Source organism: Flavobacterium daejeonense DSM 17708, assembly GCF_000425425.1.
GTDB lineage: Bacteria > Bacteroidota > Bacteroidia > Flavobacteriales > Flavobacteriaceae > Flavobacterium > Flavobacterium daejeonense.
Genome location: NZ_AUDK01000022.1, coordinates 52,598 through 65,444 on the forward strand (window position 1 = coordinate 52,598; position 12,847 = coordinate 65,444).

A 12,847-nucleotide genomic window follows, 5' to 3' on the forward strand; every position below is an offset into this window, starting at 1 on the left:
TGATACTTTTGAACATCAAAAAACCGTAAAAAACACCTTTTAAACTTATTTATAAAATGCTGGAAATAGAACGAAAATTTTTAGTCAAATCAGACGCTTATAAAAACGAAGCTTTTTCACAAAAACGCATTAAACAGGGTTATTTGAATTCAAATCCGGAACGTACTGTTCGCATCCGAATAAAAGACAATAAAGCTTATATTACCGTAAAAGGTAACTCCAATGCCTCCGGCATGTCGCGTTTTGAATGGGAAAAAGAAATTCCCGTGGAAGATGCCCAAAATTTATTGTTGCTTTGCGAAACAGGAGTTATCGACAAAACACGTTATGAAGTAAAAATAGCGAACCACATTTATGAAGTGGACGAATTTTACGGTGAAAATGAAGGATTAGAAATGGCCGAAATCGAACTTCAATCAGAAACAGAATCGTTTGAAAAACCCGATTGGTTGGGAGAAGAAGTAACCAATGACAAAAGGTATTACAATTCGTATTTGAGCAAAAATCCTTTTAAAAACTGGTAGTTATTTTATAACTTCTTCGATAGTTACAATAATAGAACCGGCTCCTTTATTTGATGCAATTTCCATAAATGCTCTCTTAGTCAGGTCTATTTCTCTGGATCTAACAAAAGGACCTCTGTCAATCACTTCTACAAATACCGATTTCCCATTTGCTTCATTAGTTATTTTCAGCTTAGTTCCAAAAGGAATTTTTTTATGAGCCGCAGTATAATCTCTATTGCTGAATTTCAATCCGCTTGCAGTGCGTTTTCCATTAAATTTATCGGCATAATAAGAAGCATGCACACTTTTTTTATACACTTTCAATTTCCCGATTGCTTCACCAAAAAGAGTATCAGTTACGACACCTTTTTTATCAACTGTAAAAGGAAGTTTTCCCGGAACATTATCTTCTTCCGGGCCGGCAACTTGTTGATTATTTACCTTTTGTTCGGAAGTTTTAGCACTTTGAGCGTTGGCAAAAACAACCGCAGCAAATAAAAAAAGTAGTGTTGTTATTTTTTTCATATTAACTTTTTAGTTCAAATCTATTTAAAACAAAAACCATACCTCGATAAAAAAAGTCCTAAAAAGGACTTTTCTAAGTTTTTATTGAAACCATAACGACCAAGGGATTCTACTTAGTATAAGTACTAATCCTAAACCGTAAAAAATAGTAAATGTTTTAAATTTAGACTCGCTTGTGGTTAATTTTTTATGTTTAGACCATCCAATTGTAATCAACACAATAGCAATGATGTTAATTAAAGGATGCTCTAATGAAGTTAAACGTAACATTTTGTCTGACATTTGCCCCAAAGAAGTAAACCCAAGCGGAGAAACAAAATACAATACCAATCCAATTAACAATTGTGTATGAGTTCCAATTAATCCAAAAATCGCAATCTTTCTGTCTTTGGCCGTAAACTCTTTTTTAGCCGTAAAACCTATAAAAGCGTTTACTACTGCAATTACTAACAATACAAGTGCTATATAAGCCCAACCCGAATGAAACTTTTGAATAAATACGTACATGTTTTGATATTTTTTTTAACAAATATAAACAAAAAAGACATAAAAAAAACCCCGTATTACTAAAAGCAAATCGGGGCTTTGTCATTTAAAATCAGTACTTTTTAAAATACGAACTGATAATCAAACATTTAAGCAAAAACCAGCAAAATGTTATTTATTTCTTAAAAAATGACTTAATAATAAAGCAGTTGAGCTATCATGATTTTTAACTTCATTCGCATTAATTTCATCCAGGATAGAATTAGCCAATTGCTTTCCTAATTCTACTCCCCATTGATCATAACTAAAAATGTTCCAAATGAATCCCTGAACAAAAATCTTGTGTTCGTATAACGAAATCAATGAACCTAAAGACTTCGGAGTTAATTTTTGAATCAAAAATGTATTTGTTGGTTTGTTTCCTGCAAATACTTTAAACGGTAATAAAAACTGTGCCGCTTCAGCCGATAATCTCTGTTTATCAAATTCTGCCTGTACTTTGCTCTCGTCTTTCCCGTTTAACAACGCTTCGGTTTGAGCAAAAAAGTTAGACATCAACTTATCGTGATGATTATTATCTCCGTACAACGACTGAACATAACCAATAAAATCGGTTGGAATTATTTTAGTCCCCTGATGAATCAACTGAAAGAAAGCATGTTGTGCATTGGTTCCCGGCTCACCCCAAATAATCGTTCCCGTTTGATAATCCACAGCCTTACCATCGCGACCTACACTTTTTCCGTTACTTTCCATAGTTCCCTGCTGCAAATAAGGCGCTAATTTTTGCAAATACTGCGTATATGGAATCAAAGCTTCACTTTCGGCACCAAAGAAATTATTATACCAAACGCTCAACAAAGCCAAAACAACCGGAATATTTTGATCAAAATCAGCTGTTTTAAAATGTTCATCCATTTCGTTTGCTCCGTTCAACAAAGCTTCAAAATTTTCAAAACCAACTGCCAAACTGATTGACAAACCTACCGCACTCCAAAGGGAAAAACGACCACCAACCCAGTCCCACATTGGAAATACATTGTCCGGATTGATTCCAAATTCAGTCACTTTTTGCAAATTGGTCGAAACCGCCACAAAATGTTTTGCTACATCTTCCTGAGTCGCCGATTGTAAAAACCATTTTCTGATCGTTTCTGAATTGGTTAAAGTTTCCTGAGTTGTAAAGGTTTTGGAAACAATAACAAATAGCGTTGTTTCCGGATTTAATTTTTTAATTACTTCATTTACATGGTCACCGTCAACATTGGAAACAAAATGAACATTCAACTGATTCTTGTAATATTGCAAAGCTTCCACCACCATTGCCGGCCCTAAATCAGAACCTCCAATTCCGATATTCACCACATCGGTAAATGCTTTTCCGGTATATCCGGTTTTTTTGCCCGAAACAATTTCGTTTGTAAAATTTTTAATTTTATTTTTTACCTCATATACCTCCGGAACAACATTCACACCATTTACATTAATCACCGCCGATTCTTTGGCTCTTAAAGCTGTATGAAGCACCGCTCTGTTTTCGGTTTGATTAATGATTCCTCCTTCAAAATAATCCTGAATTCCTTTTTTAAGTCCCATTTCATTAGCTAACTCAAGCAACAAATTCATTGTTTCCTGATTCACTATATTTTTAGAATAATCAATTAGAAAATCCTTCCACAGAATACTGAATTTTTCTGCTCTTGAAGCATCCTGTTTAAACATTTCCTGCATGGAAACATGTTGCAATTCTTCAAAATGTTTTTCAAGCTTCTTCCATGAAGCAGTAAGCGTTGGATTTAGTGTACTTAAAGCCATTTATATATTTGTTTTTAGTGTTTTTAGATGGTCGTAAAAATACTGAATTTAGTTCGAATAGCCGGAAAAATCCCCACTATATAATTTAAAAACCAACCAGTTTCTACATAAAAAAAAGAGAAGCAAGTTGCTAACAACTACTTCTCCTTTATATTTTCAGGGATTACCAATTCGCATTATAAATTACCAACACTGTCCAACTCTCTCTTAAGCGGCTCAATCGTTTTTAAGAATCTTGCTTTATTTCTGTTTTCCATTGGTGTTCCTGTAGGCAATTTCAACCTTAAAGCATCCACTTGTACTCCATTTTTCCAAAAACGATAACACACATGCGGCCCTGTTGCTAAACCGGTACTCCCTACCCTTCCAATAACATCTCCCTGATTGACATGTTGCCCGCGTCTTACCAGAATTTTAGACATGTGTAAATACTGAGTCGAGTATGTTCCGTTGTGTTTTACTTTAACATAATTTCCGTTTCCGGCAGTATAACCTGTTCTCTCAACAACCCCGGTGGCTGTTGTCATAATAGGAGTCCCGGTTGGAGCCGCATAATCAGTCCCTTTATGCGCTTTCCATTTATGCTGAACAGGATGGTATCGGTTCATAGTAAATCTCGATGTAATTCGACTAAACTTAATTGGCGATTTCAGGAAGAAATTTTTCATCGTCTTACCCTCCTCATCATAATAATCAACTTTTCCCGAAGCTTCATTCTGCACAAATGGGAAAGCGTACATAATCTTGCCTCTGTATTCAAAAAAAGCAGCTTCGACATCGCTTACTCCATTATAAATAGTGTCATTTATGTAGCGCTCGTTGAAAGCAATCCCAAAACGATCTCCTTTTTTCAACTTGAAGAAATCGATGGACCAGGAATAAATTTTTGTAATCTGACTAGCCAAATTAGCTGCAACCCCCGCATTCGATAAAGTTTCCGATAAAGAACCTTTCAAAACTCCGGTAATTAATCTTCTTTTAAAAGTAACCGGTCTGACTTTTTTGTGAGCCACCACCGCCGAATCCCGAAGATCAAAAATATAATAGGTTAAATCATTTGGCTGATATACAAAAACCTGAAGCTTATTGGTTTTATCTTTAGAACGCAACATCGTGTAAGCCTTATTAGGACGAATCACACGAACATCAAAAGTATCTTTAATACTGTTTACAATTTCATAAATTTTACGTTCTCCAATGTTTTGTTTACTTATAATTGTTCCAAAAGTATCTCCTTTTCTGACGGTATCCTGAATCACATTAAAGTCAGCAAAATTAAACCCAAAATCCGAATTGTCTTTTTGGGGAATTTCCTTCTTTACCAGTTTCTTTTTTTCCGTTTCTTTATCTGATTTTTTACAAGATACGACGAGAGTTAATGCAATTATAAATGTTAAAACGTATTTCAAACTTAATCTATTTATTCAATTCTACTTAAATTATTATTTTATTGTTCCTGTCCCCAATTTTCAATTTCATCCTTAGACCAAAGTTCCGGAAAAAATATCCTTTTTTGATATTTCGGATGCATGTATTTACGCCAGTCGCTTCCTCCGGTTGCTTCGCCATCTCCCATACCACTTTGATCAATATACTTAACCGCAACATTAAAATGCTGCATTACCCATTTAATATTAACAGTATAATCTAAATGACGCATCGCTTCTTTCAAACTTGAAGATTCCTGATCTTCTAAAGGAAGCTGTTTGTATTTTTGCCAAATATTAATTGTTTTATACTCCTCCATATAAGTCAAAAAAGCAGCCTTATATTTTTTTTCAAAAGAGCTTAAAGTATAAGATTTCGCATCTGTTTGCTGCTCTTTTCCGGCAGCCTGCCAATACAGCATTTCAAACGCATTTTCATTCGAAATAGTATGACCAAAAGTTGCTCTGAAACGACTATCTATTAAATTAACCAAATCGGTAGCACAAAATTCAATCAAACGATATTGCGCACTTTGAAATCCGCTAGCCGGCGTAAGTGTATTTCTGAATTTCATATACTGATTAACATCCATTCCGTTTTCCATAATAGAAAAAGAGGTAGTTAACATATCAAAATAACGGCTAATGCGCGCTAATCGGTCGGTAAAAAAATCAGCTTGAATATTGACTGCATGAGAGACTTGATTCATCTCCCAAAGAATCATTTTGAATATTAATTCATTAATCTGATGATAAACAATAAAAACCATCTCATCAGGAAGAACGGTTCTTTGAACCTGCAAATTTAATAATGCATCCGTTTGAATATAATCCCAATAATTTATTGGTTTAGACCACAGCAAGCCTTCAAGCTGAGTCTCTGTCTTTTGATTAATAGACTCGTACTTTTGCTCTATTTCTTTTAAAATAGCTGCTGTATTCTCATTAATATTCATTATTTCTTTATTTTAAAAGGAGCCTTCAATCCTTTAAAAGCATCCAAATCGGCCTTTAGTGAACCCACTGCCAAATCGGCTTTAATGCGCAATGGCAACCTGTTATCATCATCAGAAACCCAAACCGTTAAACTTTCTTGCTCTTTAAAAACCCTTCCTGATTGTACTAATGGTCTAAAAATCATAGCTGGAACGGATCCAAATTTAGTTGATATATTTTCACGCCCCATAAACTTTAACTTAAATTTTGTGGTTTCGTCGTCAAAAAACATATCGATTTCAATAGATTCTCCGGGTTTAATCTTGTCAATCGTAGGATAATTTCTCAGATAATAAAAAGCAGATAATATATCCTGAGTATTATCAGGAATAACAAAGGTTTTTTCAGTTTTCTTTTTATAATCTTTTACCGTAACTCTATTAGCTGACTGATTAAAAAAACCTTCCTGATTTTTGGTATAACCTCCTTCGTTTATTTTTCGGACAAATTGATACGGATTACCGGAATCTTTATCTATATAGCTTTCATAGAGATCTTCCACTTTGAAAAAAAAACGGGACAAACCTGTAGTATATCCTTTCCCTACAACGTGAAAAACTTTTTTTTGATTAATTACAGCATCCTTAACTTCCAGAGTGGCATAACCTGCATTTACAAAACCATAGTGAACTCGAAATTTAAACCATTCACCCACACCAAATGCATCGTCAGAATGAGAATCAAAACTTACGGTTAAAATCAACAACAAGAGTAATATTATTTTTTTCATAATTTACTAAATTTCTTTGTTTTGATTTAATTGGCAAATTTTGTTCCAAATATATCAAAACAAAAAAACCCAGTCAAATTAATGACTGAGTTTTTATGCTATTAACCAACCAAAAAATTATAAATTATTAAATTTATATAAACCAAAAGGAAACCACCCCTCTTGTTTTGATACGACAAATATACGGCAAGAAAATGCGATTTCTACAACAAAAATTCAGTTTAACAAAATTTTAAAACAAGATTCGGAAGGATTAGTCTTTTTTTTTGAATATCATAAAAAAAGTAATGATAAAAAATTAAACTCATAATTTTGGGTTTAGCTCAAAAATTCAAAAAACAGTTGATTTTACACTTATAAGCTTTTTTTAACTAAAAAAACGTCTGAGATTTGACTAAAAACGACCGTTCTCAATCTTTGTTAAATAATGATTTTATAGTTTTCGGGATTTAAAAAGGGAAACCAACACTAAACCAGGTATAACTTTTTCCGGTTTCCGGCGACCAGCTTCTTTTTATCTCTATAGGCCCAATAGCTGTTTCTAAACCATAACCTAAAGCATAGCCGGATATTTGCGGAATAGAAACCCAATCGACTGTTTGAAAAATATCCTCTCCAATATTGGCATAATTTGCCGTAAAATTAAGATGATTGTTTTTGAAGACTTCACAATCCAATGTCAGTGTTGATTTAATGTAACTATTGCCGCCCATGCTCAGAAAATCATAGCCGTAGAAATGGCTGAAATTATTAGAAACATTATACCCAAATCCTCCCAGAATAAAATTAAAGAAAGACACACTTTTACCTCCAATGGCAAATCCGGCTTCAGTTTGAAATCTTACCGTAGCCGACTTAAACAACTGAAACGCCACTCCAAAATCAGCCTTAGCAATCGAAAAAGGATTAAATTCCCCTGTATAATCGGAAGAATACAAATAGGAATGAATATCTCCTGAAAACGACCAACCTCTTTTTGGAAAAAATTTATCGTCCATAGAATCAAAATTCAAGCGACCAAAAACACTCAGATAATCACTTTTATCAATTTTAGGATCGGTATTCGCCAGCGTTTTAGAATTAATATTCAAATATTTATATTCCACACCGCCACCAATCAGGAAACGTTGGGCAAACATGGTTTGAAAATACAACTGATTTGTCAAATCAAACAAATCAACATTAAGAGACTGAATGCCTAAATCCCCAAAATTCAGATTACTAATTTGCCCTTCTACATTTCTGTTAAACTGATTTAAAAAAGATTTGAATCCCAAACTGATATTGTATCCGTTTTCGATATAATAGTCAAAATTATACCTGAAATTATCTCCCAAAATCACATCTAACGAAGCGACATCATTTTTAAAAAAGTTTTTCTTATGCGTTAGATTAATTAAAACCGAACTTTTATACAATCCATCATAATGCAAGCCAAATTTCAAAAAATTATTTATTGGATTTTCTTTTAATACCAAATTCAAATCGTCCTTTCCGTTATCATCCTCAAATGAATAATCGATGGCACTAAAGTTTTCCGTAGCATTCAGATTATTAATTCCGGTTTGCAATTGACGGTAACTGATTTTGGTTCCCGGTTTAAACCGCAACTTTCCATAGATATATTCTTTGGTATAATTTCTCAATTTGTTGCAGTTTATAGCAGCAATTTGCAAACTATCCGACTGTTGCTCTAATTTTGGTTTTTTATAATTTTTAGATTGAACACCTAATTGTTTTAATCGTTCAAAAACCGAAAAAGCAGCTTCTTCTCCTCTGCTCAAAATTACATCACCGCTGTCAAAAGACATCACCCCGTATTCTCTCACATCCGGACGAATATAAATATCCGTTTTCAAAATATTCTGCTTCATTTTATCAATAGAATGAAGGTTGGTTATTTGCACCAAAATTTTAGTAGCATCATTGAGTTCTTTTCTGTCCAGTAAATCATTTTGAACATCCACACCAATAATAATATCAGCTCCCAATTTTCTAACTTCATCTACCGGATAATTATTAACCACACCGCCGTCAACCAAAAAGCGATCCTGGTATTCAACCGGAGAAAACAAAGACGGAAAAGCCGAACTCGCAATCATCGCCTGAGCCAGATTTCCTTTGTTCAACACCACTTGCTCTCCTGTTTCAATATCAGAGCCTATACACAAAAAAGGAATCGGAAGTTTATTAAAATCTCTTACATGGCGAACATTTCGGGTGATTCGGCTTAGCAAATTAAAATTATACAAACCTTTAGAAAGCGCATCCGGAATACCAATTTTGTATTTGTTAAATGGCAAAACCAACGAATAAACTTCATCGTTACGTTTCTCATAAAAATTCTTCGTTTGCCGCGGAATATAATCACTCAACAATTCATCAAAATCAGTTTCTTTAAAAATAGAATCAAGCTGGGCAGCATTATAACCTGCCGCATACAAACCACCCACAACAGCCCCCATACTGGTTCCGCCAATATAATCAATCTTAACTCCGGCCTCTTCAATTACTTTAAGAACCCCAATATGAGCAAATCCTTTTGCACCACCGCCACTTAAAACCAAACCTATTTTAGGTCTGTCTTTTTTTTGGGAAAACATTGTTAAACCACTAAAAAAAACAAGTAACAAGAGGATATATTTTTTCATAAAACAAGATTCGGTTTTAAAAATTAAACGCCTTTACTTCTATCATTGTGCTGTGCTTTTGTAAAAATCGGTAATTTTTTTGGCTTTTGACACTCCTACCACCTCCGAAATTTCTTTTTCTGTAGCCAATTTCAATCTTTTAACACTTTTGAAATGCTGAATCAGCGCCAACATGGTTTTTTCACCAATTCCGGGAATCGATTCTATCGAAGAATTCAAAGCTCCTTTGCTTCTTCTGTCCCGATGATGCGTAATCCCAAAGCGATGCGCTTCATTCCGCAAATGCTGAATTACTTTTAAAGTCTCCGATTTTTTATCCAAATATAACGGCACCGGATCATCCGGATAAAACAATTCTTCTAATCGTTTGGCAATACCAATAATGCTTATTTTTCCGCGCAACCCTAAATCATCCAGACTTTTTAACGCCGAGGACAACTGCCCTTTTCCACCATCAATAATAATTAGTTGCGGCAAAGATTCCTTTTCGTCCAACAATCGTTTGTATCGACGATAGACTACTTCTTCCATCGAAGCAAAATCATTCGGTCCTTCAACAGTTTTGATATTAAAATGACGGTAATCTTTTTTACTTGGCTTTCCGTCTTTAAAAACCACACAGGCCGAAACCGGATTCGTCCCCTGAATATTCGAATTATCAAAACATTCAATATGTCGCGGCTCAACCGGCAAATGCAAATCTTTCTTCATTTGCGCCATAATTCTATTGGCATGCCTATCAGGGTCAACGATTTGTAATTGCTTTAATTGTTCTATTCGGTAAAATTTAGCATTTCGTTCAGACAAATCTAAAATTTGTTTTTTATCCCCTAATTGCGGCACGGTCACTTTTATATTCTCACCTAAATCCACGGCAAAAGGCACAATAACTTCCTTAGACAACAACTGAAATCGCTCTCTGAGTTCCACAACAGCCAATTCTAACAACTCTTCATCTGACTCCTGTAACTTCTTTTTCATTTCTAAAGTATGGGAACGAATAATAGAACCATGTGAAATTTGTAAAAAATTCACATAAGCCGAACTTTCATCCGAAACAATAGAAAAAACATCAACATTGGTAATTCTCGGATTTACAATGGTAGAACGCGATTGGTAATTTTCTAAAACTTCAATTTTTTCCTTGATTTTTTGAGCTTCTTCAAAATGCATTTGCTGTGCCAAATCCATCATCAGTTTTCGGAAATCTTTGAGACTTTCTTTGAAATTTCCTTTTAAGATTTCGCGAATAGCATTCACCTGTTTTTGATATTCTTCCAAAGATTCATAACCCTCACAAGGACCTTTGCAATTGCCAATATGATATTCGAGACAAACCTTAAATTTTCCACTTTTAATATTCGCATCACTCAAATCAAAATTACAGGTACGCAACGGATACAATTCCTTAATTAAATCCAAAATAGTATTCACGGTCTTGAAACTGGTATAAGGTCCAAAATATTCCGACCCGTCTTTCACCATTCTTCTGGTCGAAAATATTCTCGAAAAAGGCTCTTTCTTAATACAAATCCACGGATAACTTTTATCGTCTTTTAAATTGATATTATATCGCGGCTGTAAAGTTTTAATTAAATTGTTTTCCAGCAAAAGCGCATCGGTTTCAGTAGGAACCACAATGTGTTTTATCGTCACAATTTTTTTGACCAAAACATTCGTTTTAGCTGTATCATGAATTTTATTAAAATAAGAAGAAACCCGTTTTTTTAAATTCTTCGCCTTTCCCACATATAAAATTTTGCCATCTTTATCGTAATACTGATAAACACCGGGGCTGTCTGGTAAAGTTTGAATTTGAAGTTCGAGAGCTGTTTTTTGCATTAGAATTTAGTTTCAAAAAAGATAAGAAAATCCCAAAACAAGCTGTTTTAAGACCTTTATTTGAATTCTAATCAAATTTACGAATTACAAATAATTATTTCTACTTTTAACTTTTTAATTCCACGCATAAAATCAAACATGGGAAATACTAAAACAGAATTACGCTCCAAATACAAATCACTACGCAAACAACTTTCGGAAAACAACATCGAAGAAATGAGTCTGACCATTGCCAATCAATTGTTGAAACTCGATATTTGGGACAAAAATTATTTCCATGTTTTTCTACCCATTGCCGAACATCAGGAAGTGGATACCGAATTGATTTTACATTTACTTTCTGGAAAAGATAAAAACATCCTTATCTCAAAATCGGATTTTGAAACCCGCAAAATGACTCATTACCTTTTAACCGATAATACTAAAATCAAGAAAAATAAATACAATATCCCCGAACCGGTTGATGGCATAGAAGTGCCTTCGCAAAAAATAGAAGTCGTTTTTGTACCGCTTTTAGCTTTTGACAAAAAAGGACACCGCGTGGGTTACGGCAAAGGTTTTTACGATAAATTCCTTAGAGAGTGTAGGACTGGAACCATTAAAATTGGACTTTCTTTCTTTGAAGCCGAAGAATCAATAGACGATGTATATGAAGGCGATATCCAACTGGATTATTGTGTAACGCCAAACAGCATTTATACATTCAACTAATAAAAAAACCCGACATTATAAAATATCGGGTTTTGCTTTTATATCATTTCACTATTAATGCTTGTGAAAAGCTTTTTTATTAAAAACGATTAAGATTCCAACTCCGGTTGAAATGGCCACATCGGCAACATTGAAAATAGCATTAAAGAAAGTAAAATCCCTGCCGCCCCAAAGCGGTAACCATTGCGGTAAATTGCCATGCCAGAAAGGGAAATAAAACATATCCACTACTTTTCCGTGAAAATATTCTCCATAAGGCTCATTCGAAAACAAAGTTGCTAATTGTGAACTACTATCGTCAAAAATTACCCCATAAAAAACCGAATCGATAATATTACCAAAAGCTCCGGCCAAAATTAAAGCGATTGCTACAACCAAATAATTACTACTGTGTTTTCTCTCTACCGAATCCCATAACCAGTACCCAATTCCTCCCACGGCTACCAAGCGGAACAAGGTAAGAATCAATTTCCCGTAAGCTCCCGGAATTTGAGTTCCCCAGGCCATCCCTTCATTTTCTATAAAATGAATTTTAAACCAATTGAAAACGGCAACCTCTTCTCCTAATATAAAATTAGTTTTTACATATATTTTAGAAATCTGATCTACCAGTAATACGAGGAAGATAAGCAGATACGCTTTTCGTAATGACATTTTAAAAATTTTAAGTATGCAAAAATAGAATAAATTATAAAAAATAAATTCCAAACCCCAATAATTTTATCATTCTTACTGGCATTTGGAATTTATAGATAGGAATTTCGATATTTTATTTCTGTAGATTTTTAGCCTCAATGCTCATTGTTGCATGAGGAACAATTTTCAATCTCTCTTTACTAATTAATTTTCCGGTTACTTTACAAATTCCGTAGGTTTTATTCTCTACACGAAACAAAGCATTCTTTAAATCGCGAATGAATTTTTCCTGACGGATAGCCAATTGAGAGTTAGCTTCTTTAGACATCGTCTCGCTTCCTTCTTCGAAGGCCTTGAATGTAGGAGAGGTATCATCAGTCCCGTTATTCAAATCATTCATGTAAGCACTTTTTATCAAATCTAAATCCGCTTGGGCTTTCTCAATTTTCTTTTGTATTATCTCTTTGAACTCTGCCAAATCGGCATCTGAGTATCTTATTACTTCTTCCACCATAATCAATA

At 34.1% G+C, this 12,847-nt stretch carries 12 protein-coding genes; 2 read left to right on the plus strand and 10 right to left on the minus strand.

What is annotated here, in order from left to right; all coding sequences use genetic code 11:
* The first annotated feature begins 56 nt into the window (after nucleotides 1-56).
* A complete protein-coding gene (locus H599_RS0114615) occupies nucleotides 57-524 on the plus strand; it encodes a CYTH domain-containing protein (RefSeq protein WP_026714814.1) in 468 nt (155 codons plus the stop codon).
* On the opposite strand, the gene H599_RS0114620 is transcribed toward H599_RS0114615, so the two are convergent.
* From H599_RS0114620 to uvrC, 8 genes are all read right to left on the minus strand, one after another.
* On the minus strand, nucleotides 525-1,031 hold the full coding sequence (locus tag H599_RS0114620) for a septal ring lytic transglycosylase RlpA family protein (RefSeq protein WP_026714815.1): 507 nt from the start codon (nucleotides 1,029-1,031) through the stop codon (nucleotides 525-527). It abuts the gene before it with no gap.
* An 81-nt stretch (nucleotides 1,032-1,112) separates the two neighbouring features.
* Nucleotides 1,113-1,538 (minus strand): 50S ribosomal protein L27, encoded by a 426-nt coding sequence (locus H599_RS0114625; protein WP_026714816.1) that lies wholly within the window; start codon nucleotides 1,536-1,538, stop codon nucleotides 1,113-1,115.
* A 150-nt stretch (nucleotides 1,539-1,688) separates the two neighbouring features.
* Complete coding sequence (pgi, locus tag H599_RS0114630) at nucleotides 1,689-3,332, minus strand: glucose-6-phosphate isomerase (RefSeq protein ID WP_026714817.1); 1,644 nt, start codon at nucleotides 3,330-3,332, stop codon at nucleotides 1,689-1,691.
* 176 nt (nucleotides 3,333-3,508) lie between these two features.
* Nucleotides 3,509-4,741 carry a peptidoglycan DD-metalloendopeptidase family protein gene (locus tag H599_RS0114635; protein ID WP_026714818.1) on the minus strand — a complete coding sequence of 411 codons (1,233 nt, stop codon included), beginning with the start codon at nucleotides 4,739-4,741 and terminating at the stop codon, nucleotides 3,509-3,511.
* Nucleotides 4,742-4,779: 38 nt separating this feature from the next.
* Nucleotides 4,780-5,715 (minus strand): tryptophan 2,3-dioxygenase family protein, encoded by a 936-nt coding sequence (locus H599_RS0114640; protein ID WP_026714819.1) that lies wholly within the window; start codon nucleotides 5,713-5,715, stop codon nucleotides 4,780-4,782.
* Nucleotides 5,715-6,485: a DUF3108 domain-containing protein gene (locus H599_RS0114645; RefSeq protein ID WP_026714820.1), complete on the minus strand. Its 771-nt coding sequence runs from the start codon at nucleotides 6,483-6,485 to the stop codon at nucleotides 5,715-5,717. Before H599_RS0114645 ends, H599_RS0114640 begins: the two co-directional genes overlap by 1 nt.
* Nucleotides 6,486-6,934: 449 nt before the next feature.
* The gene (locus tag H599_RS0114650) at nucleotides 6,935-9,088 is read right to left on the minus strand and encodes a patatin-like phospholipase family protein (RefSeq protein ID WP_081810578.1); all 2,154 of its coding nucleotides are present in this window, start codon (nucleotides 9,086-9,088) and stop codon (nucleotides 6,935-6,937) included.
* A gap of 90 nt (nucleotides 9,089-9,178) precedes the next feature.
* Nucleotides 9,179-10,978 carry an excinuclease ABC subunit UvrC gene (gene uvrC, locus H599_RS0114655; protein WP_026714822.1) on the minus strand — a complete coding sequence of 600 codons (1,800 nt, stop codon included), beginning with the start codon at nucleotides 10,976-10,978 and terminating at the stop codon, nucleotides 9,179-9,181.
* Between the two features lie 138 nt (nucleotides 10,979-11,116).
* Here uvrC and H599_RS0114660 point away from each other — a divergent pair, with 138 nt between their 5' ends.
* Nucleotides 11,117-11,689, plus strand: coding sequence for a 5-formyltetrahydrofolate cyclo-ligase (locus tag H599_RS0114660; protein ID WP_026714823.1), 573 nt, complete (start codon nucleotides 11,117-11,119; stop codon nucleotides 11,687-11,689).
* A gap of 54 nt (nucleotides 11,690-11,743) precedes the next feature.
* Here the strand turns inward: H599_RS0114660 and H599_RS0114665 are convergent, their stop codons facing one another.
* Nucleotides 11,744-12,343, minus strand: a complete 600-nt coding sequence (locus H599_RS0114665) for a lipoprotein signal peptidase (RefSeq protein ID WP_026714824.1) — start codon at nucleotides 12,341-12,343, stop codon at nucleotides 11,744-11,746.
* 115 nt (nucleotides 12,344-12,458) lie between these two features.
* Complete coding sequence (locus H599_RS0114670) at nucleotides 12,459-12,839, minus strand: TraR/DksA family transcriptional regulator (protein WP_026714825.1); 381 nt, start codon at nucleotides 12,837-12,839, stop codon at nucleotides 12,459-12,461.
* Between the last annotated feature and the right edge of the window lie 8 nt (nucleotides 12,840-12,847).

What these genes read in the sequence shown, in the direction of transcription:
- H599_RS0114670 (WP_026714825.1), bottom strand. Translation starts at nt 12,839, where the DNA reads ATGGTGGAAGAAGTAATAAGATACTCAGATGCCGATTTGGCAGAGTTC.
- H599_RS0114640 (WP_026714819.1), bottom strand. Translation starts at nt 5,715, where the DNA reads ATGAATATTAATGAGAATACAGCAGCTATTTTAAAAGAAATAGAGCAA.
- uvrC (WP_026714822.1), bottom strand. Translation starts at nt 10,978, where the DNA reads ATGCAAAAAACAGCTCTCGAACTTCAAATTCAAACTTTACCAGACAGC.
- H599_RS0114615 (WP_026714814.1), top strand. Translation starts at nt 57, where the DNA reads ATGCTGGAAATAGAACGAAAATTTTTAGTCAAATCAGACGCTTATAAA.
- H599_RS0114650 (WP_081810578.1), bottom strand. Translation starts at nt 9,088, where the DNA reads ATGTTTTCCCAAAAAAAAGACAGACCTAAAATAGGTTTGGTTTTAAGT.
- H599_RS0114665 (WP_026714824.1), bottom strand. Translation starts at nt 12,343, where the DNA reads ATGTCATTACGAAAAGCGTATCTGCTTATCTTCCTCGTATTACTGGTA.
- pgi (WP_026714817.1), bottom strand. Translation starts at nt 3,332, where the DNA reads ATGGCTTTAAGTACACTAAATCCAACGCTTACTGCTTCATGGAAGAAG.
- H599_RS0114620 (WP_026714815.1), bottom strand. Translation starts at nt 1,031, where the DNA reads ATGAAAAAAATAACAACACTACTTTTTTTATTTGCTGCGGTTGTTTTT.
- H599_RS0114625 (WP_026714816.1), bottom strand. Translation starts at nt 1,538, where the DNA reads ATGTACGTATTTATTCAAAAGTTTCATTCGGGTTGGGCTTATATAGCA.
- H599_RS0114660 (WP_026714823.1), top strand. Translation starts at nt 11,117, where the DNA reads ATGGGAAATACTAAAACAGAATTACGCTCCAAATACAAATCACTACGC.
- H599_RS0114645 (WP_026714820.1), bottom strand. Translation starts at nt 6,485, where the DNA reads ATGAAAAAAATAATATTACTCTTGTTGTTGATTTTAACCGTAAGTTTT.